The organism is Luteipulveratus mongoliensis (assembly GCF_001190945.1).
In the GTDB taxonomy this organism is placed as follows: domain Bacteria; phylum Actinomycetota; class Actinomycetes; order Actinomycetales; family Dermatophilaceae; genus Luteipulveratus; species Luteipulveratus mongoliensis.
The window spans coordinates 5,148,380-5,172,217 of the sequence record NZ_CP011112.1 but is presented as its reverse complement, the minus strand read 5'-3'; the positions used below and the strand labels follow the sequence as shown (position 1 = coordinate 5,172,217).

Genomic DNA, 23,838 nt, shown 5'->3' with positions numbered 1-23,838 from the left:
CTGCGGGCGGCGCAAGGGGTGCCGCCATGAGGGGAGACTCAAAGCATGATGCGTAACAAAATTGCCGGGGTGGGGCTCGCATTCGCAGCGGTGATCGTGACGGGGACAGGCGGCGCTGAGGCCGTGGCGCAGGATGGACCAAGCGCGCCGGCTGCGGTCGCGACGCATGACGGCGTGGTGGAGAGGACTTACGCAGACGGCACTCGACAGGTGACCGACACCAAGAGTGACGGTTCGATGGTGGACACGATCACGCTTACGGACGGGTCGCAGTCGATCCTCGAGGTGTCGGCACCGATGGAGGTTAGTGACCCCAAGCTGGCAGCTAGCGGGTGGAAGGAGCGTCGCTGGAAGACCCAGCGGCACATCGGGAGCTGGTGGAACGGCCCCTACTGGTACTTCAACACCTACGGCTCGTGGCGGTACAATGGAAGCCAGATGATCTCGGGGGACAAGCGCTGCGGCGAGAACGGGGGCGTCGGGTACTCGCTGGAGAACTACGCGTGCTACCGCGAGCGTCAGAGGAACAACTCGATGGACACCGTCGACAAGACATCGGTCAGCGTTTTGGTTCACGGGTCGCCAGTGAAGACAAACAAATGGTCGCGGACGCGTTCTTGGGTGTCTGGAAGCATCCAGAGGTTCTACGACGGCGCCAACGGCAACATCTAGATCAATGTCCTAGGAGGACAAGATGGCAGCACAGGTTGAGTCGAGCAACCGTGGGTGGTGGCTCTCGGCACTTGGCCTCGGGGTGGCCATGTTGGTCACTCTGCTAGTCGGTGGGATTCTCCCATTCATCGGAGGACCGCTGGTTGCGGCGATCTTCATCTGGGGACCACTGCGAGCAGCACCGATCAGGTCGAGGATTGCCGTCGGCGCGGTCGGCCTGCTCGTGCTCCTCATTCATATACGCCTCTACCGCTAGGCAAGAAGCCCCTGGCACGTGCCGTGCCAGGCTTCTCTGCGTCTGGATGAAACCGGGAGCTTCTGAGGTTAGTCAGATGAGATAAGTTCGGAAGATCTGGGGTTCGGTAAGACGAACAAAAGACTCCCAACGCCGAGAGTGGCGTTGGGAGTCTTTTGTGTGCGCTGGAGGATATCCACAGTACCGCATCAAAGAAGATCCGCAGGTTTGACAATGCACGCAGCGCCGCCGCTTTGCTATAATTTAAGCAAGCATGAACTACAGGCGTTTGAACATAAAGAGAGAACTGAAGGGTTTCGCGCTCTGTGCGCTGGCGCTACTTTTGGCGCTGTTGATCGTAGTCGCCATCTGGGTCGCCTTTCACCACACATCTATCCCGAACTGTATGGGTGATGGATTATGCGAAACCACCAACACGCTGGGTGGCGATATCTATTGGGGAATGGCGGTCTCACTTGTTTTCCTGTTTACAGTGCATGCCTGGACGGCCGCATGGCTGGGTGCCGCCCTGGTCGTACACATAGCACTGCGCCTAACGCATCATCTCCGACACGCTAGGCGCAGCACCACTTGATCTTTGACTAGCCGACCGTGGTCGGCGGAGCGATGTCGGTCACCCCTTCATCTGGCTGGCCGTTCGAAGTTGGCGCGTCGGTATGATCGCGCTCCTTGTTCAATTCGTTTCCACAACGAGTCCCTAGCCAGTTGTCGAACGTCCCACGCCAACTTTCCAGGTCATACGTCGTGCCAGTCGCCCAAACGTTCTTACCTGGCACAAGTGCCAGATGCTGGTGACACTCCAACTGGTCGTAGATCGAGTCCGCGAGCGTGCCATACAAGCCGCTCACGCAGTTTTGGATGGCATGCCACTCATCAATAGTGGCGGCTGTTGGATCTGAGGCGGTTCTGGCTTCCCAGGTCGGCCAGGCGATGATCTTGAAATCGCCATTGCTCCAACGCTCGACGGAAATATCTGAGAAGTACTTCGACGGGCCGCAGTAAGGAACCCAGCCGGAGCCACTAGCTGACGGTGTCGCACTCGCCCCTCCACCACACCGAGGCACGTTTGGTGTCCAGTCGTCCGACCCTGTATCTATGTGGGCATTGGGGAGGTAGCTGCCGTCCGACAGCTGCTCCCAAATCGTGCTTGTCGATGCCCCGTTGCTGACTGACTCACCGGTTGTCTCGCAGGCGATCTGGACGGATGTGCCATCTGAGACTGCCGCTCCCGCAGCGGGTGCCCCCATGCTGGGCGCCGTCCGAGGGAAGATCCCGATGTTGGTCCACGCCACCGGGTAGACCACGTCGGCGTGTGCTGGACCACCGAGTGCCGCTAGGTACATGGTGCTAACAAGCGCAAGCACAATGCCGCGCAGAGCGAGTTTGCGTGTTGATTGGTTCATGACCGCACTCCTTTTTGGTTGTGCGGTCGTCCGCCGACTCCGGGAGTGGACCCAGCGAACGACCACCATGCAGACGCTCATCGGCCGGACTCCCCGTTGCACCGGGACTTCGGAATCGTGGTCGGTGAGGCATGACAAGGATGACACGGCCAGAACTCACGCGGCAAGAGGTCACGGAGGTACCAATCAGCCCCCCTGGTGCAACAGGAGGGCTGAGGCGTGGCACGAGGGCCACAGCGCATCAGGGCCAACAGCGCGGTCCTGAGCATCTACATGTTGGCCGCTCTGAGAGCGGACATCAGCAGCGTACCGGAACGCATGCGGCTGTGACAGCCTTGACAGGAGCGGACGTCGCGTCGGTGACAAGTTCAGTCCATGCTCTACGGCTACGACGTAGCCGTATATTTCGGTGCCCAAAACGAGGCATCTACGCAGGTCAGAGGCGTGACAGAAGTCGACCGGGCGGACGGTCGGGCGGAACAGTGCTGGTCAGGGCTACTTGCCCAGCTCTGACAGCACGGACGCCACCCGATCCCACACACCAGGGTTCCAACGTTGTCCAGAGAGGACCGCCAACTGAGCCCTCCTGGAACAGCTCCTCCTCCGGTCGCTGTCGCAGGCTCCAGCGAGCCGGCATCGTCGCCACTCCGCGAGCCCTCCTGGAGCGCTGCGAGGCGGATTACTTGCGCCCGTGGTCGTCCCTGTCTAATCGCCACGCGGGGCGGGCGGCGAGGATATCCTCGTGCAAGCGACTCGGCTCGGCATGGTCGCGGATCTCGGGACGCTTCACGTGGTGCCATCATCAGTGGTGCTCCAGGACGGTTCCGGCTCGCTGTGTCGGGGTCGTCCGTTGGAACCTGTGTGACAGCCCCCACCCACTCGCCCCCTCGAGCGGGTCAGACCAGGGTGCTCGACCCGACCGGGTCGTGCACCACACCTGAGAAGCCCGACACGGCTCGGTACCCATGTCCGGACCGCGCACCATGCTTTTCCCGGAACAGAGGAAGTGATCCGTGGCTAACTCGGCCACCGCCCCGTCCAGCAAGTCCAACTCGTCGGCACCCGCCGGTCCTCCCCAGGACGGTCAGACGTTCGACACGGTCATGCGCGGCTACGAGCGCCGTCAGGTCGACGAAGCTCTGGCTGCCAAGAACAAGGAGATCACCCGGCTGAAGGTCTCGCTCGCCGAGGCCAACCGCCAGCACCAGGTGACCGCCGAGACCGCAGAGCGTTCCGACAAGGAGCTGCGTGAGCTCAAGGCCCGTTCGGCGGGCTCGGAGCCGACCAAGGCGGAGGACAGCTTCGGCTTCCGCGCCGAGAAGCTCCTGCGCATCGCCGAGAACGAGGCGACCGAGATGCGTCAGAACGCCAGCAAGGAGTCGTCCGCGATTCTGGAGAAGGCGCGCACGGATGCTGAGAAGCACCGTCACGACGTCGAGCAGACGCTGATCACGCGCGCCTCGCTGCTTGAGCAGCAGGCCGTGCAGCGTTCGGCCGAGCTGCAGGAGCGCGAGCAGCAGATCGCCGACCAGCTGGCAGCCGCGCGTCAGCAGGCCGAGCACCTGCACGGTGCAGCCGAGCAGGCTGCACTGCGACTGCGCAAGGAGGCCGAGGCGGCCGCAGACGAGGCGCGTCAGCGTGCCGAGTCCGACGTCCAGCGTCAGCGCGACCAGGGCACACAGGAGCTGTCTCGCCTGACCGGCCTGCAGTCCGATGTCCGCTCCGAGCTGGCTCGCCTCACCGAGGTGCTGACCTCCGAGCTGAACAGCAACGGTGGTGCGCCGCCCAAGAAGGCCGCCCCGGCGCAGCCGGCCAAGCAGGAGGGCGACGAGCGCTCCGGCGCCAGCGCCCAGTCCAGCACGTCCGGCAAGCGCTAAGCCGTACGTTCTGCACCGCGCTCACGTGAGCGCACGGTCGGGCCGCCCCTCTCGGGAGGGGCGGCCCGACGGCGTACAGCGGCATTGCGGGCCAGGATTTGACAGAAGTGACAGAAGGGGCAGGATTTTTCCGTCGCCCTCCATCTGCCTGGCGTTCATCTTGACCGTGCTACCGTCGTCTGCGGTTGCAGTTGCAGTTCCTCTCAGAACGAAGAGGTGCCCGCGCAAGCGGGCGCTTTGATGTTGTGGGGCGTGTTCCACCGTGTTCCACGCTTTCGGGGGTTTGGCCAGCGGCAGCCGTGCCCCGCATCGCGGGGTGTCACCGCCAGAGCAACAGAATGAGAGTTACCCCCCATGGCACAGGGAACCGTGAAGTGGTTCAACGCTGAGAAGGGCTTCGGCTTCATCGCACAGGACGGTGGAGGTCCGGACGTGTTCGTCCACTACTCCGCCATCCAGACCCAGGGCTACCGCAGCCTGGACGAGGCACAGCGTGTCGAGTTCGAGATCACCCAGGGCGACAAGGGTCCGCAGGCGACTAACGTCACCACGGTCTGAGACCTGACTTATATATCGGCCGACCACGTCGGCTGAGACAAGACCCCGGCACCAACTGGTGCCGGGGTCTTGTTGTGTCCAGATGCCCGAACGATCGTCAGCCGGTCTGCAGGCTCGTGAGGAAATCCTTGGCCACGGGCGCGGCCACGGTGCCGCCCGTCTGGCCCGTCGCGACCTCCTCGACGAGGACCGCGAACGCCACATCGCCCTGCCAGCCCGTCAGCCACGCTCGCACCAAGGGCTTGCCGTCCTGCGTGAACTCCGCCGTCCCGGTCTTGGCATAGACGTCGCCACCAGGCGTGCCCTGCATGACCGTGCCGGAGCCGTCCGTCACCACCTTGCGCATCAGCGAGTGCAGCTCCTGCACCGCGCCGGCATTGAGCGGCTTCGGCGTGCGGTCGCCACCCGGCTTCGGGTTGGTCACGAGCGCCGGCGGGATGAACGAGCCGCGCGCCACCGAGCCGGACATGACCGCGATCGCCATCGGTGAGGCCAAGGTCCGGGCCTGCCCGAAGCTGGCCGCCGCCTGATCGGTCTTGCCGGTCGTGACCGGCACCGAACCCGTGAAGACCGGACCGACGCCCAGCTGCTTGGACCAGTCGACACCGATGCCGAGCGCGGTCGCCGCGGTGCGCATGTCGCCGGGCGCGAGGTCGGCCGTCGCCTTCACGAACGCGGTGTTGCACGAGTGCGCGAAGTCCTCCACGAACGTCGGGTCGCTCAACGTCTCACGCTCGAAGTTCCCGATCCGTCGCCCGTCGACCACGATGTCCGGCGGGCACGGCACCTTGGTGCTGGTGCTGAAACCCTTGGTGAGCAAGGCGTACGTCGAGGACACCTTGAGCGTGGACCCGGGCTGATAGCGCCCGGTCAAGGCTCGGTTGATGCCGTACGACGGTGAGTTGGCCAGGGCGAGCACGTCGCCGCTCTTCACGTCAATGGCGACCAGAGCGGACGGCGTCTTGCCGGTCTTGGTCAACGCCTTCTCCGCCGCCGCCTGGACCTTCGGGTCGAGCGTGGTCTGCAGCGAGGTGCCGTTGCGTGGCTTCTGGCCGAACAGGATGACGTCGGAGCTGCCCCTGGGCGTCACCGTCACCCCGCTCGTGGGCGCGAGGGTGGAGTCGTAGGTCTCCTGGAGACCGGACGTGCCGGCGTACATGCCCTCGCGGTAGCGCTGCGGGTCCTTCTTGATCATCTCGGCAGTCACGTGGCCGACGGTGCCGAGCAGCGGCTGCCCGAACGTGCGGGTCTGTGCCAGCGGTTGCTGACGCTCCGTGGCGAGGATGCCCGGCAGGCCCTCGATGGAGCCCTTGTGCGCGGCGTAGTCGGACTCGCGATAGGTGATGACCGCGATCGTGCCCTTCGAGCCTGAGCTCTGCGCCTTCTTGAGCTTGGCGCCCAGGCTGCCCGGGCTGGATCCCACGATGCCCTCGAGTGACCGCACGCTTTGATCCGTCGCCTTCACCGGGTCGATCGTGATGTCGTAGACGTTCTGGTTGGCCATGATCTTGGCGCCGCCGCGGCCGAGGATCTCACCCCGGGTCGCCGAGCCGCCCGCGTCCACCGAGAACGCACCGTCCGCGGTCAGCCTCGGGTGCCAGAGGGACTTGTCGCCGACCTTGACGCCCCACGTGTTGCCGGACTTGGCCAGCGGTACCGGATCGGTCCAGGCGAACTGCTTGCCGTCGCTCAGAGTCCAGCTCACCTGCAGATCGGCGGTGGCCGCGTTGCCATCGCGCTGGATCTTGCCGACCGTCACCTTGATCGGGCCGCTGCCCAGCGCCCGCGTGGTGGTCCGGAAGTTCTCGGCGGCACCGGTCGGGCTCGTGCCGACGTACGTCGCCTGGTCCAGCTTGCGGTTCTGCCAGGCGGTGGCGAGGGTGGTCGCGGCCGTACGAGCACCTTCGTCCTGCTCCGAGGACTGCTGGTGCTGGTGCCAGAGCATGTAGCCGCCGATACCTCCCGCCACGAGGACGCCGGCACCGGCTGCGGTCAGGACCGTGGAACGAGGCATGCGGCCATCAAACCCCAGGTTCCTGTCAGAACCTGGTAGCGATCAGCACGCGTCGGTGGTGTCGGTGATGGCTTCGTGCGTCGGCGTCGACGACGGGCTGCCATCGGTCGGATCGTCGGAGCTGGACTCGGTGTCGGTCGGCGTCGGCGTGGCGGTGCTGGTCGCCTTGGGCGCGGCCGGGTCGTGCGGCGCGTTGATCGCTTCCTGCACCAGTGAGTGGATCTTGCCGAAGTCCGGGTCCGCGCCGTTGATGACCTTGGAGAAGCTGACGCTGCGCATGTTGCCGCCCTTCATCCGCTGGGCGAGGTTGGCGAACGCGGGCAGGTCGTCGCGGGGCATGTCGATGCGGATGTTCTCCGCGGCCGCCGACATGATGTCGGGGAACTGCTTGAGCAGCTTGGGCGGGTTGGACTGGCTGATCAGCGCATTGACCATGCACCGCTGGCGGCGCATGCGGCTGTTGTCGCCGTCCTGGTCGCGCACGCGGCTGCGGGAGTACCAGAGCGCCTCGTAGCCGTTGAGCTTGCGGTAACCAGGCTTGACCATGCCGGTGACACTGCCGGGCACCTCGCGGCCGTTCTTGATCGAGCCGCCGATCGCGATACCGGGCTTGGGCACGTTGAGCTTGACGCCGCCCATCGAGTCGACGAGCTGCTGGAAGCCGGCCAGGTTGATGACGACGGTGTAGTCGATGTCCAGCCCGACGACCTGCTCGAGGACTTCCTCGGTGGTGTGCAGACCGGCGTCCTGCTCACCCTTGAACAAGTCGGGGTGGTTGATCTCGACCTCGTGCCAGATGGCGTCCATCAGGCAGGCGTGCTGCGGGCACTTGTAGCCGTTGGGGTAAACCGAGTGCAGCGGGTTGCTCTCCGGGATCGGCACGTTCTCGAGGTTGCGCGGGACGCTGATGAGAGCCGTGTCACCGGTCTTCGTGTTGATGCTGGCGATCATCATCGAGTCGGTGCGGGTGTTCTGGCGACCCTTGCCGGCGTCCGAGCCGAGCAGCAGCATGTTGAGGCGCGGGACGTCCTTCCAAGGGTCGGAGCCGCCGCCGGGCTTCTGCGCCTGCGCGCCGCGTCCGCTGAAGTGGTCCTGGAAGATGCTGTTGAAGGCGTCCTGGGTGACCAGGACGTACTGCGTCGCACGCGCCGCCGGGACCGCAACGACCAGACACATGGCTGCCGTGAAGAGACGCATCAGCCAGCGAGCGCCGCCGCCCCAGCCGCGTTTGGAGGTCTCGCGCGCGGTGAGCATGATGCCGAAGACCCACAGGACTCCGCCGACCATGAACAGCGCCAGCAGCGAGTAGAGGCCCTTCTCGGTGAGGAAGCGTGAGGCCGCCTCGATGATGCCGCCATTGGCGACGAGGAAGGCAAGAGCGAGAGCCACGAGGGCAGCGCTGGTGAGGAGCAGGAAGCCGAACCGGTGACGCCGTGTGAACACGAGACCCAGCCCAGGGAAGACCGTGCTGAGCATGGTCAGCCGAAGGGCCCGGCGTACCTCACGTCCACGACGTCCACGCATCTCCGACCGAGTCAGCGGTCCCGTACGAGAGTCGCGCCGTGCGCGTCCCTGTTCCGGTGGCTGACGGCGAAGCCCCTCGTGGGCACCGTTCGTCATCTAAGCAAATCCTCTACGTCGTCTATGGGGCCGATCGGGCCCCATCCCATCGTGACTCATGCCACGCACGCAGCACCAACACCCCCGTGTCGCGGGCCGGCACTCGCGTGCCAACCATGCTCGCTGACGTACCTGTGAGTCGCTGTCGGTTTCGTTGGAATTGACAGCACCTGGAACAGGTTAGAGCCGCGCGTCACTGAAGCAGACGTACGACGCGGCGTTCAGGTTGTCCCATGACACGACCCGGTTTGGTCGGGGGGTCTGACCCAGGTAGCCTTGCGTGCGCTTGATCTGGAGGCGTCGCCTAGTCCGGTCTATGGCGCCCGCCTGCTAAGCGGGTTTGGGGCTACAACCCCATCGAGGGTTCAAATCCCTCCGCCTCCGCCAGAGACGCATGTGGGGTACGACTGCAGTGGCCTGTTCGGTCGCCGTGGTCGTACCCCACACGCGTTCCCTATGTGAAATATCGATCGGGCCTCAGCAGGCCCGAACGCCGGGGATCTTGCCGTCGTTGACGCCGCCCGAGACGTACGTCGCGTTGACCCAGACGTTCGCGTTGCCGGAGTCGTCGTCGGTCTTGAGCCACCAGTTGTTGTGGTAGCCGGCGAAGCTCGCTCCGGCACCCTTCTGCTGGCAGTAGAAGTAGTTCTTCCCGCGGTGCAGGACGCCGACCTTCGCGCTCCTGTCGCGGTGCTTGTACGACGGAGCCTCGGCCCAGACGTTCTTGTAGACCTTGCTCGGCTTGGGGTTGCCCGGCTTCGGCTTGGGCTTCGGCTTGGTCCCGCCGCCACCGTGCGCGTACTTGTCGTACGCCGCGTGCGCCGCCTTGCTGCGGTTGTCGAACCGGCAGTCGCCACAGATCTCGTACTGGTCCTGGAAGATCCGGACGGCCTTGTCGATCGACGTGGCCTTCTTCAGGTCGCTGAAGCCGTAGCCGCCGGTGTTCAGCTCGTGCCAGACGAAGTCCAGCTGCAGCCCCAGGCTCTCCGCGGACTTGCCCTTCTTGTTGGCGTACTTCTTCAGGGTCTCCCAGCGGCCACCCTCACTCCACTGGGCGATGCCGCGACCCGGACCGCCGGCCTGGTTGCTCTTCGGGTTCATCCCCGACTCCTGGTCGAGGTTGCCGATGACGCCGGCCGACTGCTTCGCCGTCAGGCCCTTGCCGACGAAGTAGTTGAACGCCGTCCGCTCGTTGTTGCTGCTCACCGCGGTCTGCTTGAGGCTGTCGGTGTGGCTCATGCCCTGAGCGGTGATCATCCGCGGACCGTTCGGTCCGTGTCCGGCGCTGTGCAGGTTGTTCGCCATGGCAGCGGTCGGTCCGACGATGGCGAGTCCACCGACGACGATGCCGATCGCGACCGTGCGGCGCTTGTTGTTGACCTTCATTGCTTCTCCCCGTTCCCCTGCGGCCCAGTTGCCGAGACTCAGAGGTCTGGGGTTGCCAAGCGGTGCCACCTTTTCGGAACTCCGCAAAGGTGGCACGAGCCGGGTTGAGATCCCGTCAGGAGCGGCTGGTGTCGGCCTCGGCCGAGTCGGTCTGCTCCCAGTGCGTCGAGACGGGCAGGCTGTCCACGACGGCTTCCGCCTGGGTGTGCCCGGGGTTGGCCTCGTGAGTGCCGGAGTGGAACCAGCGGCGCAGCAGTCCGAACCGCACGATCGTCGCGACGAAGTTGCCGAGCAGGAAGGTCGCCGATGCAAGGAGCGTGCTCGCGTCCGGAGCAGCGCGGTGCAGGATCCACAGCGCGAGCGCCGTGAGACCCCAGCTGACACCGAGGAGCAGGAGCGACTGCAGCTGAACGCGTACGGCTCCTGCTCGTCCCTGGACACCGAAGGTGAAGCGTCGGTTGAGTGCCGTGTTGGCGACCGTGCTCACGATCAGCGACAGGACGTTGGCCCACTGATGGGACACCACCTGGGCGAACAGCACGAACAGCACGAGGCTGAGCAGAGTGCTGCCGATCCCGACCACGGCAAACCGCAGCATCTGGGCGCCGAGTCGAGTCCTCAGCACCTGATCAAGTCGTGGCACCCGCGTTCCTTTCGTCCCCCTGCGGAGGCAGCGTCAGCGTAGTCGGCGTTCCTGGCAGGTGGAGCGCGACCTCGGTCCGTCCGGGCTCGCTGCGCAGCTCGACCGACCCGCCGTGCGCGCTCATGACGGCCTGCACGATCGACAGCCCGAGACCGGTGTTGCCCTCGACGCGGGTCCGGGCCGCGTCGCCGCGCGCGAACCGCTCGAAGACGTGCGGCAGCAGGTCGGCCGGGATGCCAGGTCCGTTGTCGCGAACGGTGACCGTGGCCCCACCATCCGGGCGAGAGCGTACGACGGTGGTCACCTGGGTGCCGGCCGGCGTGTGGCGCCGGGCGTTGGCCAGCAGGTTGATGAGGACCTGGCGCAGGCGACCCTCGTCGCCGACGATCTCGCACGGCTCGTCGGGCAGATCCAGCGACCACACGTGATCGGGCCCGGCGGCGTGCGCGTCGCTGACCGACTCGACCGCGAGCTGTGTCAGGTCGACGGGCGCGCGGTCCAGTGGCCGGCCGGCGTCCAGCCGAGCCAGCAGCAGGAGGTCCTCGACGAGCGAAGTCATCCGGTCGGCCTCCGACTCGATCCGACCGAGGGCATGAGTCACACCTTGCGGGACCGGCGCGGGCTCGCGACGCGAGAGCTCGGCGTACCCCTTGATCGAGGTGAGGGGCGTGCGCAGCTCGTGACTGGCGTCGGCGACGAACTGGCGTACCTGCATCTCGGAGCGATGACGGGCGGTCAGTGATCGGTCGATGTGGTCAAGGAGTCCGTTGAGTGCCGCGCCCACCTGCCCGACCTCGGTGCGGGCGTCGGTGTCTCGGTCGGCCACACGCTCGCCGGTGCCGGTGTCGCCCGAGGACAGCGGCAGGTGGGAGACGCGGGTTGCGGTCGCCGCGACCCGGCGCAGGGGACGCAGGTTGCGCTGGACGACCAGGGCGGTGACGCCGCCGAGGAGCAGGATGGCCGCGCCGGAGAGGAGCCCGACCGCGAGTGCGGTTCCCCGGACGGTGTCGTCCACGGGTTTGAGGGGCACACCGACGGTCGTGGTGATGAACATCTGCGTGGTCGTGGTGCCCTGAGCGTTCGTGACCGATACGGCTGTCGGATAGCGGACCGAGGCCACGCGGTACTTCCCGGCTGAGCCACCCAGGTCGATGGTTCGAGGCGGGGATCCGCTCGGGATGGCTCGGAGGGCCGCGATCTGCGTTGCCGTCAGCTGGGTGCGTTGCCCGAACTTGGTGATGCTCGCACTGGGCACGTTGTCCCGTGCGCCTCCGCCGGGCTGGAACTCAGGCACCGTGATCACGGTGCCGTCCGCCGCGATGTCCAGGCGGAGCGCGTCACCGCCGATGGCCGGAGCGCCTCTTTCCAACCGGGCCACCCGCGGCCGTTTAGCCGAGTCAGCATCGGCGTCGGGGGGCGGAGCGAGCGCGACCGTACTGCTCCTCAGCTGTTCGTCGACCTTGCTGACCAAGGTGTTCTCCACCTGGACGACGGTCAGCGCAGCGACGGCGGTCGTCACGACCACGAAGAGCAGCACGATCGAGGCGACCAGCTTGGCCAGCAGGGTCCAGGAGGACGGACGCAGCACGCGCGACGTCATGGGGTCGGCTTCAGGACGTATCCCGCCCCGCGCATCGTGTGGATCATCGGCTCGTGGCCGGCGTCGACCTTCTTGCGCAGGTAGGAGATGTAGAGCTCGACCACGTTGGCCTGCCCGCCGAAGTCGTAGTGCCACACGCGGTCCAGGATCTGAGCCTTCGACAGCACCCGCTTCGGATTGCGCATCATGAAGCGAAGGAGCTCGAACTCCGTTGCGGTTAAAGAGATCTCGGTGCCGGCTCGGCGTACCTCGTGGCTGTCCTCGTCGAGGGTCAGGTCACCGACGGCGAGGATCGACGTCGGCTCGGGCGCCAGCACGACCGCCCGACGAAGCAGGGCGCGGACGCGGGCGACGACCTCCTCGAGGGAGAACGGCTTGGTGACGTAGTCGTCGCCGCCGGCGGTGAGACCGGCGACGCGGTCCTCCACGGCATCGCGCGCAGTGAGGAAGAGCACCGGCACGGACGGGTTCTCGTCGCGCATCCGACGCAGCACCTCCAGGCCATCGAAGTCCGGCAGCATCATGTCGAGCACGACGGCATCGGGCTTGAAGTCCTTCGCCTCGCGGACCGCGGACGACCCGGTCGCGGCGGCGCGGATGTCCCAGCCCTCGTAGCGCAGCGCCATGGAGATCAGCTCCGTCAGATTGGGCTCGTCATCCACGACCAGCACCCGCACCGGGCTGCCGTCGGCGCGGGCGAGAGAAGGCGCATTCGCGGTCATGGTGGAAGTGTTCCGCGGTGGCCTATGCGAACACCAGGGCCAACCTGTGTGCCTCCTGTGCGGCGGATGAGGGTCTCAGCCATCGAGATAAATAACCAGACGTTACCAATCAAATAAGGTGAATGGCACATACTCCTGCACGTCAGAGCGTGGCGACAGTCCAGCCGGGCGCCGCCACCCCGTCGCAGGAGGCACACCATGTCCACACCCCGAGGCCGAGTCCTCATCACCCTCGGAGCCCTCGTGGCCAGCATGGGCCTAGCGGCCTGCGGCGGTGAGTCCGAAGCCGCGAGCGGCGGCTCGGCTCCCGCGACGGTCAAGCTCGGCTACTTCCCCAACGTCACGCACGCGACGCCGATCGTGGCCGACAAGGAGGGCTACTTCGCCAAGCACCTCGGCAAGACCAAGCTCGCCGTCAGCCACTTCAACGCCGGGCCGGCTGCTGTCGAGGCGCTCAAGTCCGGGGCCATCGATGCGACCTACCTCGGCCCGGGGCCGGCCACGAACGCCTTCATCAACTCCAGCGGCAAGGCCCTCACCATCGTGGCCGGTGCCGCGACCGGCGGTACGTCGCTGGTCGTGAATCCCTCGATCACGTCGGTCAAGGGACTTAAGGGTCAGAAGGTCAGTACGCCGCAGCTGGGCAACACCCAGGACATTGCTCTGCGCTACAAGCTCAAGCAAGAGGGCCTGAAGACCACACTGCAGGGCGGCGGTGACGTGAGCATCGTGCCCCAGGACAACGCGCAGATCCTGGATGCCTTCAAGCAGAAGCAGATCGCCGGGGCCTGGGTGCCTGAGCCGTGGGCGACGCGCCTCGTCGAGGCCGGCGGCAAGACGCTGATCGACGAGCGCGATCTGTGGCCGGACAAGAAGTTCGTCATCACGCTGCTTGCCGTCCGCACCAGCTTCCTGAAGGACCACCCGGACACGGTCAAGGCGCTGCTCGAGGGCGGGCTGGACGCCGGTGACCTCATTGCCAAGAACCCGGCCAAGGCCCAGCAGGACGTGGCCGACATCATCGGCAAGTCCACCGGCAAGCCCCAGAAGGTCGCCGGGATCGCGAAGTCCTGGGGAAAGCTGTCGTTCGGCTCCGACCCGGTGCCCAGCTCGATCACGGCAGGCGCCCAGCACGCGTACGACGTCGGCATCCTCAAGAAGAAGCCCGAGCTGAACGGCCTGATCGACCTGAGCATCCTCAACGGACTGCTCAAGCAGCGCGGCGAGCCCGAGATCAAGGGATGACGATCGCCTCCAGCCGTGCAGGCGCGGCGACCGAGGACACCAAGGGTGGCCCGGCCGTCGCGCTTCGCGGCGTCTCCAAGAGGTACGCCGGTGAGAACGGCGTCCTCGCGCTGGACGGGATCACGCTCGACGCTGCACCCGGCGAATTCGTCTGTCTCGTAGGCGCTTCCGGCTGCGGCAAGTCGACCTTGCTCAACCTCGCGTCGGGTCTGGACGAGCCGACGGGCGGCACGGTTTCCGTCGCCGGTGACGCGGCGTTCATGTTCCAGGACCACGCGCTGTTCCCGTGGCTGTCGGCCGTCGACAACGTGGCAATGCCGTTGCGGCTCAAGGGTGTTCGCAAGCAGGAGCGGCTTGCCGAGGCGCGTGAGTATCTCTCGGCCGTGCACCTCGAGGAGTTCGCTGACCGTCGTCCGCACGAGCTGTCGGGGGGCATGCGTCAACGCGTCGCGCTCGCCCGCACGCTTGCCACGCAGGCGCCCGTGCTGCTGATGGACGAGCCGTTCGGCGCGCTCGACGCGATGACGCGCGACCTCCTCCATGACGAGCTGGAGTCGATCTGGCGAACGAGGGGACTGACCGTCCTTTTCGTGACCCACAACGTGCGCGAGGCCGTACGACTCGGTGACCGGGTCGTACTCCTCTCCAGTCGTCCGGGGCGGGTCGTCGCGGAGTACCCGGTCGACGTACCTCGCCCTCGACGGATCGAGGACCCGGACGTGGCCGCACTCGCAGGCGAGATCACCGTGGCCCTGCGCAAGGAGGTGGCGCGTCATGGCGCTTGATGTCGAGGACGACCTGCGCGTGCAAGAGCTGCGTGGGCTGGATCAGCTGGACACGTTCGAGACGCGTCGGCCGCTGGGCCGACGGGTCTGGGACGCCGCCTGGCCGAAGCTCGCAGCACTCGCGCTGGCGCTCGCCGGCTGGCAGGCGCTCGCGGCGACCGGGTGGAAGGCCGAGGCCGGGTTCAGCGGGCCTGGTCCCGTGGCGGAGGAGCTGTGGGCAACGCTCACCAACAAGTACGCCGACAACGGGCTGCCGACCATCTGGGAAGCGATCCGCGTGACCATGACGCGCGGCATCGTCGGCTTCCTGCTGGCGACTGTCGTCGGGCTGCTGCTCGGTGTCGCGGTCTCGCAGTCACGGGTGCTGCGAGCGGCGATCGGGTCGCTCATCACCGGACTGCAGACGATGCCGTCGATCGCGTGGTTTCCGTTGGCACTGCTGCTTTTTGGCATCGACGAGTCCGCGATCCTGTTCGTCATCCTGATCGGCTCGGTGCCTTCGATCGCCAACGGCGTGATCAGCGGCGTCGACTACGTGCCGCCGCTGCTGGTGCGGGCCGGGCGCAACCTCGGGGCCGGTCGGGTGGACCTCTACCGACACGTGATCGTGCCGGCCGCGCTGCCGAGCATCGTGTCGGGTCTGAAGCAGGGGTGGGCGTTCTCGTGGCGCTCGCTGCTCGCTGGTGAGCTGCTGGTCGCGATAGCCAACCGGCCGTCGCTGGGACAGTTCCTGCAGGCGAGCCGGGAGACTCAGGACACCAACTACATGATTGCGCTGATGATTATCATCCTGGCGATCGGCATCCTGGTGGACGTCGTGTTCAACGCCTTCGACAACCGCCTCCGCCGCCGCCGTGGAGTGTCACCCCAGCCCTGACCTTCTTGGCCGACAGTGCAAGCCGCGTCGCTACCCAGAATTCGGTAGCGACGCGGCTTGCACTGTCGGCCAAATTGGTGGGTGGTCCGACACAGAAAGAGCCTGTGGATAACTGATCCACAGGCTCGCGCTGGCCGAGTCTGGTCGCGTGCCAAGACATCCAAAGCCGCTGCCGCTTGAGCTGTCGAAGCGCGCCTTCACGGTGTTCGAGGCGCGCGCCGCTGGTGTGTCGGCTGAGCGGCTGAGGCGGAGCGACCTTGACTCTGGAACATATGGCGTCCGAGCTCCGAGTCCGGCTCGAACCATCGCTGAGAGAGCAAATGCGTTCGCAGCGCTGCTACCTCACGGTGCGATGTTCAGCCATGTGACTGCGGCCCGGCTCATGGACCTGCCACTGCCGCGTCGGCTGGAGAACGACGATCGGCCGATCGATGTCATCACACCTGCCCACGAGTCGCAGATCAGACGCGCCGGTTTGGTCGGCCACCGCGGCAGTGAGCTGCGCACCCTGGTGACCGTCCGCGAGCTGCCCGTCGCATCATCGGCTGACGTCTGGCTCGACCTGGCGAACGATCTGACGATCGACGAACTCGTCGTCCTCGGCGACGCGGTCGTCGGCAGCGATAGTGACAAGCTCACCGAGCTGAAGGACCTCGTACGCCGAAGTCGCGGCATCCGTGGTGTCGTCAAGGCGCGAGAAGCCTTGGAACTAATACGCGTTGGCAGTCGCTCGCCCCGCGAGTCGATGGTCAGGATGTTGCTCACACGCGGCGGACTTCCCATGCCTGAGCTGAACGTCGACATCCACGATGCCGGCGGCGGTTGGATTGCTCAGGTCGACTTCGTGTGGCGGGAGCAACGGGTCATCGTGGAGTACGACGGCGAGGTGCACGCGGAGCCCGAGCAGCGCAAGAAGGACGCGCACCGCCGACGGCAGCTGGCCGCGGAGGGCTGGACCGTCGTCGTACTGACCTCCGCCGACATCCCCGCACGCAATGCCGAGGTCCTCGCGGACCTCCGAAGGATGCTCGCCATCTGAATCGGCGTCGCTGCCCGGCCGCTCCTGACCCACTTGGCCGACAGTGCAAGCCGCGTCGCTACCCAGAATTCGGTAGCGACGCGGCTTGCACTGTCGGCCAAAAAGGTGGGGTCAGGTGGTGGCGGTGACGTCGCGCAGGCCGGGGCGGGTCTCGGGTGCCTCGCCGCGTGCGGCGTCGCTGGCCTCGTCGGTGTCCAGCTCCTGCGACGCGCGCTCGGCCTTCACCCGCTCGGCGTAGGCCGTGATCTCGTCCTTGACCTTGGCCTTGGACCACTTCAGGACCGGAGCCATGATCGCGGCGGCCTCCTCGGCAGCGCCGACCCCGCGGTGCTTGGTCTCGATGGACATGCGCGTACGACGGGCGAGGACGTCAGCGAGGTGCAGTGCACCTTCGTGGGTGACGGCGTACTTCAGCTCAGCCCGGAGGTACTGCTCGGCGTCCTTGACGGGCTCGAGCAGTGACGGGTCGTCCTCGGACAGCGCCAGCACCTCGTGCAGCTGCGAGCCGTAACGGCCGAGCAGGTGCTCGATCCGCCACTCGGGCAGCCCGGTCTCGGCGGCCAGCTCGTGCTTGAGGTTGACCATCGCGGCGTAGCCGTCAGCACCAACCAGCGGTACGTGCTCGGTCACCGAATCCTTCAGCGCACCAAGGTCTTTCGCGGCTGCGTTGACTGCGTCCTCCGCCATCACGCGGTACGTCGTGTACTTGCCGCCCGCGATCGAGATCAGCCCCGGAGCGGGCCGGGCGACCGCGTGCTCACGGGACAGCTGGCTGGTGTCCTCGCTCTCGCCCGCGAGCAGGGGCCGCAGACCGGCGTAGACACCGACGATGTCTTCGCGGGTGATCGGCACCGACATCACGCTGTTGACGTGCTCGAGGATGTACTCGATGTCGGTGGCCGTCGCGGCGGGGTGCGCCAGGTCGTGGGTCCAGTCGGTGTCCGTCGTCCCGATGATCCAGTGCTGGAACCACGGGATCACGAACAGCACGGACTTCTCCGTGCGCAGGATCAGCCCGACCTCGCCGGCGATCCGGTCCCGCGCCACCAGGATGTGTACGCCCTTGCTCGCCCGCACGCGGAAGCGGCCTCGGCCGCCGGCCATCTTCTGGACGTCGTCGGTCCAGACGCCGGTCGCGTTGATGACCACCTTGGCCTTCACGGTCGCCCGCTCGTCGGTCTCGACGTCGCGCACCACGACGCCCGTGACCCGGTCGGCTTCCTTGATGATCTCCACGACCTCGGTCGAGGTGCGGACGACGGCGCCGTAGTGAGCGGCGGTGCGCGCCACGGTCATCGTGTGGCGGGCGTCGTCGGCCTGCGCGTCGTAGTAACGGACCGCGCCGACGAGCACACCGGACTTCAGGCCGGGGAACAGCTTGAGAGCGCCGCCCCGAGTGAGGTGCTTCTGGCGGGGGACCGAGCGAGCGCCGCCCATCTGGTCGTACATGGTCAGCCCGGCGGCGACGTACGGACGCTCCCACCCGCGATGCGACAGCGGGTAGAGGAACGGCACAGGGTGTACGAGGTGGGGCGCGATCGTGGTCAACATCAGCTCGCGCTCCTTGAGCGCCTCCGCGACGAGCGAGAAGTTGAGCTGTTCGAGGTAGCGCAGGCCACCGTGGAAGAGCTTGCTCGAGCGCGACGACGTGCCACTGGCGAAGTCGCGCGCCTCGACGAGTCCCGTTCGTAGCCCTCGGGTTGCGGCGTCCAGCGCCGTGCCGGCCCCGGTCACCCCGCCACCGATGACCAGCACGTCGAACTCGCGCTCGGTCAGCTCCTTCCACGCTTGGGCGCGCTCATCGGGGCCCAGCTTGGCGCTGAAGGGCTGCATGACCATGGCGAAAGTCCTCTCGGAATGTGCCGATCTCGGTGGAGCGCTCGCGGTGTCCTCACTGTAGACACCGGACGATCCGCGCGTAACTGCGGCTGACCACCAGTAGTACCAAGTTGATAGACGACCCCAACACCGTGCGGTATGAAGGCAAGAACGCTGAGCACGACGGAGTGGCAGCGCGAGATCCGCGGTGGCGCTCCGTCCCTTCTGAGAGGACGCGCGCATGGATGTGAGTCTGGGATCGGTCTTCCTGAGCGAGGTGTTCGGCACAGGGTTGCTGACCTTGCTCGGTTGCGGTGTGGTCGCCAACGCCGTGCTACCCAAGAACAACGGCTTCAACGGCGGCTTCCTGATGATCAACTTCGGTTGGGGCATAGCGGTTTTCGCCGGTGTGTACGCCGCCTTCAAGTCGGGCGCGCACCTGAACCCGGCCGTGACGTTCGGGCTCCTCGCCAACGGAGCTGATCAGTACGCCAAGGGGGTCGACGTGACCTTCGGCTCGACCCTCGTCTATCTGTGCGGTGAGTTCGTCGGCGCGTTCGTCGGTGCCGTGCTCGCCTGGGCGGCCTACAAGAAGCAGTTCGACGAGCGCGAGGACGGGCCATCGCTCGGTGTCTTCTCGACCGGTCCGCAGGTCTCCAACCCGGTCTGGAACCTCGTGACCGAGATCATCGGCACCTTCGTCCTGGTCTTCGTCATCATCTGCTTCGGCAAGACGCCCTCCGGGCTCGGCCCGCTCGCTGTCGCGCTGCTCGTGGTCGGCATCGGTGCCAGCCTCGGTGGCCCGACGGGCTACGCCATCAACCCAGCTCGTGACCTCGGGCCACGTATCGCGCACTTCTTGCTGCCGATCCCCAACAAGGACGACAGCAACTGGAGCTACTCGTGGATCCCGGTCGCCGGCCCGATCATCGGCGGCGTGATCGCCGGCGTGGTCGCGAACATGTACATCTAAAGTCCATGAATCGACTTAATCCGTAAGGGGATTGACGTGACGAAGTACATCGCAGCAATCGACCAGGGCACCACGAGCACGAGATGCATGGTCTTCGACCACGACGGCGCCGTCGTCTCGGTCGCGCAGATGGAGCACGAGCAGATCTTCCCCAAGGCAGGGTGGGTCGAGCACAACCCGACTGAGGTGTGGGACAACACCCGCAAGGTCTGCGCGGAGGCGCTGGCCAAGAAGGACCTGCAGGCCTCCGACTTCGCGGCGGTCGGCATCACCAATCAGCGTGAGACGGCCGTCGTCTGGGACAAGACGACCGGCGAACCGGTCTACAACGCGATCGTCTGGCAGGACACGCGTACCGACAAGATCTGCGCCGAGCTCGAGGCGCTCGGCGGTGGTGCCGACCGCTACAAGGAGAAGGTCGGTCTGCCGCTGGCGACCTACTTCTCCGGACCCAAGGTGCGGTGGATCCTCGACAACGTCGAGGGCGCCCGCGAGAAGGCCGAGGCCGGCGACCTGCTCTTCGGCAACATGGACACCTGGGTGCTCTGGAACATGACGGGTGGCACGGACGGCGGCATCCACGTCACCGACGTCACCAACGCATCGCGCACTCTGCTGATGGACCTCGCCACCCTCAGCTGGGATGAGTCCATCGCCGCAGATATGAAGATCCCGCTCTCGATGCTCCCCGAGATCAAGTCCTCGTCCGAGGTCTACGGCGAGGTCCGTCCACGCGGTGTGCTGTCCGGCGTACCCATCGCCGGCATCCTCGGCGACCAGCAGGCGGCGACGTTCGGGCAGGTCTGCTTCGAGCCGGGCACCGCCAAGAACACCTATGGCACGGGCAACTTCCTGCTGCTCAACACCGGCGAGGAGAAGGTCCTCTCCAAGAACGGCCTGCTCACCACGGTCTGCTACAAGATCGGGGACAACAAGCCGATCTATGCCCTCGAGGGCTCGATCGCGGTCACCGGCTCACTGGTGCAGTGGCTGCGCGACAACCTCGGCCTCATCAAGGACGCACCTGAGATCGAGGACCTCGCCAAGGGTGTCGAGGACAACGGTGACGTCTACATCGTGCCGGCGTTCTCGGGTCTGTTCGCGCCGCACTGGCGCTCCGATGCACGTGGCGCGATCGTCGGTCTGACCCGGTTCGTCAACAAGGGTCACATCGCGCGAGCGGCGTTGGAAGCCGTGGCTTTCCAGAGCAAGGAGGTCGTCGACGCGATGAACGCCGACTCGGGCGTCGACCTCACCGAGCTCAAGGTCGACGGCGGCATGGTCGTCAACGACACGCTGATGCAGTTCCAGGCGGACCTGCTCAATGTGCCGGTCATCCGTCCGCAGATCAACGAGACGACTGCGCTCGGTGCCGCGTACGCCGCGGGTCTTGCCGTCGGGTTCTGGAAGGATGAGGACGAGCTGCGCAAGCAGTGGGCCGAGGACAAGCGTTGGGACCCGCAGATGGACGATGCGGATCGCGACCGCCTCTACGCCAAGTGGAACAAGGCCGTGAAGCGCACTCTCGACTGGACCACCGACGACAAGGACTGATCAGCGGTACGACTGAGGCCGGCCCCCGCAGTGGGGGCCGGCCTTCGTCGTACGGAGTGAGAAGCGGTCAGCTCGCCGCGGCAACCGTCACGGTCTTCGTGGTGGTGGCCGTTGTCGCACCCTTGTCGCCGCAGTATCCGATGATGAACGTCACGGTGTAGGTGCCGGGCTTGGCGTAGGTGTGGGTCAGCGGCCCGAACTTCATGTTGATCGGCCGGAGTGCTCCGGCCGGATCACAGGTGACGCCACCGCCATCGCTGCCGTCCTGCTGGCCGTCGCCATACGTGACCTGCGTGAAGGTCGGCTGTGCGTCCCCGCCCTCGACGAAGGCGTGCACCCTGCCGCTGATGCCGTACGTGACGCTGACGTCGTTGCCTTGTGCGCCGGCTGCTCCGTAGATGCTGACCTTGGCATTGCCCACGGGGGCGCTGGTCGTGGAGCCGGTGGGCGTGGAGAGCGTGCTGGAGCTCGACGGCACACTCGGGTATGCGCCGAACGTGTCACGGCTAGTGGCACTGCCTCGCGAAGGAGACGCCGCCGTCGTACGTCGCGGCACCTCCTCAGTCGCTGGTGGCTCGACGTCGCTGGTCGGCGCGTCCGGTGTGCCCGCACTGTCGCTGGGCGCAGCCGTCGCGGACGTGGTCGACAGCGTCGGGTCAGCGGCGACCGAGGACGGTCCATCGTTGCTGGCCACCGTGGCGATCGTGCCGACGATCAGTGCGGCCGCGGCCAGCCCGCCACCGATCGCCAGCACCGGGCGCCACCTCCCGGGTTGCGTTGCCGGCTGACCCACGAGGACACGGCGCAGCTCATGCTCGCGCTCGATGTCCAGGTCATCCGGGGTGACCTGAGCGGCGCGTGCCTCGAGGGCATCACGCAGCCGCTGTTCCAGGTCCAAGCTCATACTCCCCATCCCAACAAAGTCTTGTATGTCCACCGCGCCTGGCGGCCTCGCCCCTCCTCGAAGCCGCCAGGACTGGTGTCCTCCGGTGAGCGCCCCCCGGGGCACTCCCACCGGTAAAGACGCTCGAGACCGGCCGAGGTTGTCAGTGAGGTCAGGAAGTTCGGTGCAGACCTGTGGCGCTCGTCACGGAGTGGCTGTGGGCTCGGTCGTCGAGTCCCCGGACGGTTCTCCGGAGGGTTCGCTGGTCTGCGCCGGTCCCTGATCGTCAGGGTCGACGAACAGCGTGAAGACGCCACCGTCGCCGGAGCCGTCCGACGAGGGCGAGCTGGCGGCCATCGTGCTGTTGGGCGAGTGGTAGCCGCGGTCATCACGCGGCCAGCCACCCAACGGGGTGTTGTTGTTGAGGTAGCGGGTCAGCTGCATGTAGTCGCTGACATGGATCTTGATGTAGTTGTCGCTGGACTCCAGCACCTCATACGTCATGTCGGACGGCATCGGGATGCTCGACATCTCACCCTGTGCGACGAAGGTCGACGGGACGGACAGCGGTCCGCTGCTCCCACCCGCGATCGTCGGTGAGGCGTCCGACGACGTCTCGGTGCCCGGAGTCTCACCCGGCGTCGTCACGCTGCTGGTGCCCGCTGTACCTGTCGCCGCCGTGCGCGGTGCGCTCGTGGTGCCTGACGTCGGTGCGGTCGTGCCGCCCAGTGTCGAGGGCGCGCCGCTCGGCCCGGTGGATCCCGGCGAGGTGTTCGGTTGGCCAGACGGCTGCCCTCCGTTGGGCTGGCCCGTCTGGTCACCACCGTTGGTCGGTGAGCCGACTGTCACGGTGGCGTTGGGGCCCACGGGCGGGTCGCTCGCGAAGCGGGCGTTGCCTTGGGGCTGCTGGGCGATCACGATCGCGCCCGCCACTGCGGCGGCGGCGAGGCCGGCACCAGCGGCGTAGAGCCAGCGACGCGACAGCTCGCGCGGCGCGGGCTCGGCGAGCAGCTCGCGCATCGTGTGCTCACGGCTGGTGTCGAGGTTGCCCGGTGTCACCTCGGCTGCGCGCGCCTCGAAGGCGTCACGCAGCAGCTGCTCCAGATCGCCGCCCCCGCCACCGCTCTGAAGCGGGTTGCTGGGTCCGGCGCCGTCGTGACCTCCAGAACTCATGCGCGTCGCTCCCCCCACCGGCATCGCAGACCTCCCCTGTCCAGCATCGTTGTGGCCCCCAGAGCCCATGCGCGCGGAGCTCATGCTCGCGCCTCTTCGAGGTACTGGTGCAACGTCTTCATCGCACGGCTCGCCTGAGACTTCACGGTGCCCTTGCTGACGCCCATGGTGTCAGCGATCTCGGCTTCCGACAGCCCGGACCAAAAACGCAGGATCAGCACCTCGCGCTGCCGCTCGGGCAGCTTGTTGACGGCCTGCAGCACTTCGCGGTGCTCTTCGCTCAGCATCAGGTCGGCGTCGGCGGCCGGTCCGATCTCCGGCTCTGCCACGCGCAGGTGGGCTCGAACCGTACGACGGCGGCGCAGCTGGGAGCGGGCCTGGTTGACGACAGCCTGGCGGATGTAGCCCACGGCGGCGCCGGGATCACGCAGCTGGTGCTGGCGGCGGTGCAGGCCGAGGAAAGCGTCCTGGACGACGTCTTCGGCAGACGCGGTGTCATCGACGAGAAGGCGCGCCAGGCGCACCATCTGGAGGTGGTGCGCGGCATACAACGCCGCAAGATCCACCTCAGTGTCGGTCACCGCGCGCACTCCTGTCACGTCCTTCCGTCCCGCCTCCCCGACGACACGGACTGGGCTCGAGGCCAAGGTTGTCATGCCTAGACCCCCTGGTGCGATTCGGATGACAGATAAGCGCGCTGCCACCCGTTAAGACGCGTTAATCGGGTTCAGGTTGCTTGA

The 23,838-nt window shown here is 66.5% G+C and carries 20 protein-coding genes and 1 tRNA gene; 10 read left to right on the top strand and 11 right to left on the bottom strand.

Annotation, left to right across the window (positions count from 1 at the left end):
• The first annotated feature begins 45 nt into the window (after positions 1-45).
• A complete protein-coding gene (locus VV02_RS24625; protein WP_052595971.1) occupies positions 46-672 on the top strand; it encodes a hypothetical protein in 627 nt (208 codons plus the stop codon).
• An 837-nt stretch (positions 673-1,509) separates the two neighbouring features.
• Here VV02_RS24625 and VV02_RS26595 read toward each other — a convergent pair.
• The gene (locus tag VV02_RS26595; protein WP_157063552.1) at positions 1,510-2,331 is read right to left on the bottom strand and encodes a DUF2599 domain-containing protein; all 822 of its coding nucleotides are present in this window, start codon (positions 2,329-2,331) and stop codon (positions 1,510-1,512) included.
• 1,013 nt (positions 2,332-3,344) lie between these two features.
• Here VV02_RS26595 and VV02_RS24615 point away from each other — a divergent pair.
• Positions 3,345-4,208, top strand: a complete 864-nt coding sequence (locus VV02_RS24615; protein WP_052595968.1) for a hypothetical protein — start codon at positions 3,345-3,347, stop codon at positions 4,206-4,208.
• A 354-nt stretch (positions 4,209-4,562) separates the two neighbouring features.
• Positions 4,563-4,766 carry a cold-shock protein gene (locus VV02_RS24610; RefSeq protein WP_052595966.1) on the top strand — a complete coding sequence of 68 codons (204 nt, stop codon included), beginning with the start codon at positions 4,563-4,565 and terminating at the stop codon, positions 4,764-4,766.
• A gap of 97 nt (positions 4,767-4,863) precedes the next feature.
• Here the strand turns inward: VV02_RS24610 and VV02_RS24605 are convergent, their stop codons facing one another.
• Positions 4,864-6,780, bottom strand: coding sequence for a penicillin-binding transpeptidase domain-containing protein (locus tag VV02_RS24605; RefSeq protein ID WP_052595965.1), 1,917 nt, complete (start codon positions 6,778-6,780; stop codon positions 4,864-4,866).
• A gap of 42 nt (positions 6,781-6,822) precedes the next feature.
• Positions 6,823-8,304 (bottom strand): LCP family protein, encoded by a 1,482-nt coding sequence (locus VV02_RS24600; protein WP_169787752.1) that lies wholly within the window; start codon positions 8,302-8,304, stop codon positions 6,823-6,825.
• Between the two features lie 389 nt (positions 8,305-8,693).
• On the opposite strand from VV02_RS24600, the gene VV02_RS24595 reads away from it, so the two are divergent.
• A tRNA-Ser gene (locus tag VV02_RS24595) sits at positions 8,694-8,787 on the top strand.
• 90 nt (positions 8,788-8,877) lie between these two features.
• On the opposite strand, the gene VV02_RS24590 is transcribed toward VV02_RS24595, so the two are convergent.
• The 4 genes from VV02_RS24590 to VV02_RS24575 form a co-directional block, all read right to left on the bottom strand.
• Positions 8,878-9,786, bottom strand: coding sequence for a phage tail tip lysozyme (locus VV02_RS24590; RefSeq protein ID WP_052595961.1), 909 nt, complete (start codon positions 9,784-9,786; stop codon positions 8,878-8,880).
• A gap of 115 nt (positions 9,787-9,901) precedes the next feature.
• Positions 9,902-10,429 carry a GtrA family protein gene (locus VV02_RS24585; RefSeq protein ID WP_157063551.1) on the bottom strand — a complete coding sequence of 176 codons (528 nt, stop codon included), beginning with the start codon at positions 10,427-10,429 and terminating at the stop codon, positions 9,902-9,904.
• Positions 10,416-12,029, bottom strand: coding sequence for a sensor histidine kinase (locus VV02_RS24580; RefSeq protein ID WP_083450411.1), 1,614 nt, complete (start codon positions 12,027-12,029; stop codon positions 10,416-10,418). Before VV02_RS24580 ends, VV02_RS24585 begins: the two co-directional genes overlap by 14 nt.
• Positions 12,026-12,751 (bottom strand): response regulator transcription factor, encoded by a 726-nt coding sequence (locus tag VV02_RS24575; protein ID WP_052595957.1) that lies wholly within the window; start codon positions 12,749-12,751, stop codon positions 12,026-12,028. The genes VV02_RS24580 and VV02_RS24575 overlap by 4 nt, the downstream gene beginning before the upstream one ends.
• 198 nt (positions 12,752-12,949) lie before the next feature.
• Between VV02_RS24575 and VV02_RS24570 the strand changes: the two genes are divergently transcribed.
• The 4 genes from VV02_RS24570 (at position 12,950) to VV02_RS24555 (ending at position 16,697) form a co-directional block, all read left to right on the top strand.
• A complete protein-coding gene (locus tag VV02_RS24570) occupies positions 12,950-13,996 on the top strand; it encodes an ABC transporter substrate-binding protein (protein ID WP_052595955.1) in 1,047 nt (348 codons plus the stop codon).
• Positions 13,993-14,781: an ABC transporter ATP-binding protein gene (locus VV02_RS24565; RefSeq protein ID WP_052595953.1), complete on the top strand. Its 789-nt coding sequence runs from the start codon at positions 13,993-13,995 to the stop codon at positions 14,779-14,781. The genes VV02_RS24570 and VV02_RS24565 overlap by 4 nt, the downstream gene beginning before the upstream one ends.
• The gene (locus tag VV02_RS24560; protein ID WP_052595951.1) at positions 14,771-15,658 is read left to right on the top strand and encodes an ABC transporter permease; all 888 of its coding nucleotides are present in this window, start codon (positions 14,771-14,773) and stop codon (positions 15,656-15,658) included. The genes VV02_RS24565 and VV02_RS24560 overlap by 11 nt, the downstream gene beginning before the upstream one ends.
• A gap of 352 nt (positions 15,659-16,010) precedes the next feature.
• Positions 16,011-16,697, top strand: coding sequence for an endonuclease domain-containing protein (locus VV02_RS24555; protein WP_083450410.1), 687 nt, complete (start codon positions 16,011-16,013; stop codon positions 16,695-16,697).
• A 111-nt stretch (positions 16,698-16,808) separates the two neighbouring features.
• Here VV02_RS24555 and VV02_RS24550 read toward each other — a convergent pair whose 3' ends face one another.
• On the bottom strand, positions 16,809-18,536 hold the full coding sequence (locus tag VV02_RS24550; protein ID WP_052595948.1) for a glycerol-3-phosphate dehydrogenase/oxidase: 1,728 nt from the start codon (positions 18,534-18,536) through the stop codon (positions 16,809-16,811).
• 226 nt (positions 18,537-18,762) lie between these two features.
• Here VV02_RS24550 and VV02_RS24545 point away from each other — a divergent pair, with 226 nt between their 5' ends.
• Both VV02_RS24545 and glpK read left to right on the top strand, forming a co-directional pair.
• Positions 18,763-19,488 carry an MIP/aquaporin family protein gene (locus VV02_RS24545; RefSeq protein WP_052597534.1) on the top strand — a complete coding sequence of 242 codons (726 nt, stop codon included), beginning with the start codon at positions 18,763-18,765 and terminating at the stop codon, positions 19,486-19,488.
• Between the two features lie 36 nt (positions 19,489-19,524).
• The gene (gene glpK / locus VV02_RS24540; RefSeq protein ID WP_052595945.1) at positions 19,525-21,042 is read left to right on the top strand and encodes a glycerol kinase GlpK; all 1,518 of its coding nucleotides are present in this window, start codon (positions 19,525-19,527) and stop codon (positions 21,040-21,042) included.
• Positions 21,043-21,109: 67 nt separating this feature from the next.
• On the opposite strand, the gene VV02_RS24535 is transcribed toward glpK, so the two are convergent.
• The 3 genes from VV02_RS24535 to VV02_RS24525 form a co-directional block, all read right to left on the bottom strand.
• Entirely contained in the window at positions 21,110-21,946 is an 837-nt protein-coding gene (locus tag VV02_RS24535; protein ID WP_052595943.1) for a hypothetical protein, read from the bottom strand.
• 183 nt (positions 21,947-22,129) lie between these two features.
• Complete coding sequence (locus VV02_RS24530; protein WP_052595942.1) at positions 22,130-23,098, bottom strand: hypothetical protein; 969 nt, start codon at positions 23,096-23,098, stop codon at positions 22,130-22,132.
• An 80-nt stretch (positions 23,099-23,178) separates the two neighbouring features.
• The gene (locus VV02_RS24525; RefSeq protein ID WP_245633185.1) at positions 23,179-23,679 is read right to left on the bottom strand and encodes a SigE family RNA polymerase sigma factor; all 501 of its coding nucleotides are present in this window, start codon (positions 23,677-23,679) and stop codon (positions 23,179-23,181) included.
• Between the last annotated feature and the right edge of the window lie 159 nt (positions 23,680-23,838).

What these genes read in the sequence shown, in the direction of transcription:
- VV02_RS26595 (WP_157063552.1), bottom strand. Translation starts at nt 2,331, where the DNA reads ATGAACCAATCAACACGCAAACTCGCTCTGCGCGGCATTGTGCTTGCG.
- VV02_RS24570 (WP_052595955.1), top strand. Translation starts at nt 12,950, where the DNA reads ATGTCCACACCCCGAGGCCGAGTCCTCATCACCCTCGGAGCCCTCGTG.
- VV02_RS24530 (WP_052595942.1), bottom strand. Translation starts at nt 23,098, where the DNA reads ATGAGTTCTGGAGGTCACGACGGCGCCGGACCCAGCAACCCGCTTCAG.
- VV02_RS24605 (WP_052595965.1), bottom strand. Translation starts at nt 6,780, where the DNA reads ATGCCTCGTTCCACGGTCCTGACCGCAGCCGGTGCCGGCGTCCTCGTG.
- VV02_RS24535 (WP_052595943.1), bottom strand. Translation starts at nt 21,946, where the DNA reads ATGAGCTTGGACCTGGAACAGCGGCTGCGTGATGCCCTCGAGGCACGC.
- VV02_RS24600 (WP_169787752.1), bottom strand. Translation starts at nt 8,304, where the DNA reads ATGCGTGGACGTCGTGGACGTGAGGTACGCCGGGCCCTTCGGCTGACC.
- VV02_RS24555 (WP_083450410.1), top strand. Translation starts at nt 16,011, where the DNA reads ATGTTCAGCCATGTGACTGCGGCCCGGCTCATGGACCTGCCACTGCCG.
- VV02_RS24610 (WP_052595966.1), top strand. Translation starts at nt 4,563, where the DNA reads ATGGCACAGGGAACCGTGAAGTGGTTCAACGCTGAGAAGGGCTTCGGC.
- VV02_RS24560 (WP_052595951.1), top strand. Translation starts at nt 14,771, where the DNA reads ATGGCGCTTGATGTCGAGGACGACCTGCGCGTGCAAGAGCTGCGTGGG.
- VV02_RS24625 (WP_052595971.1), top strand. Translation starts at nt 46, where the DNA reads ATGATGCGTAACAAAATTGCCGGGGTGGGGCTCGCATTCGCAGCGGTG.
- VV02_RS24580 (WP_083450411.1), bottom strand. Translation starts at nt 12,029, where the DNA reads ATGACGTCGCGCGTGCTGCGTCCGTCCTCCTGGACCCTGCTGGCCAAG.
- VV02_RS24575 (WP_052595957.1), bottom strand. Translation starts at nt 12,751, where the DNA reads ATGACCGCGAATGCGCCTTCTCTCGCCCGCGCCGACGGCAGCCCGGTG.
- VV02_RS24550 (WP_052595948.1), bottom strand. Translation starts at nt 18,536, where the DNA reads ATGGTCATGCAGCCCTTCAGCGCCAAGCTGGGCCCCGATGAGCGCGCC.
- VV02_RS24565 (WP_052595953.1), top strand. Translation starts at nt 13,993, where the DNA reads ATGACGATCGCCTCCAGCCGTGCAGGCGCGGCGACCGAGGACACCAAG.
- VV02_RS24590 (WP_052595961.1), bottom strand. Translation starts at nt 9,786, where the DNA reads ATGAAGGTCAACAACAAGCGCCGCACGGTCGCGATCGGCATCGTCGTC.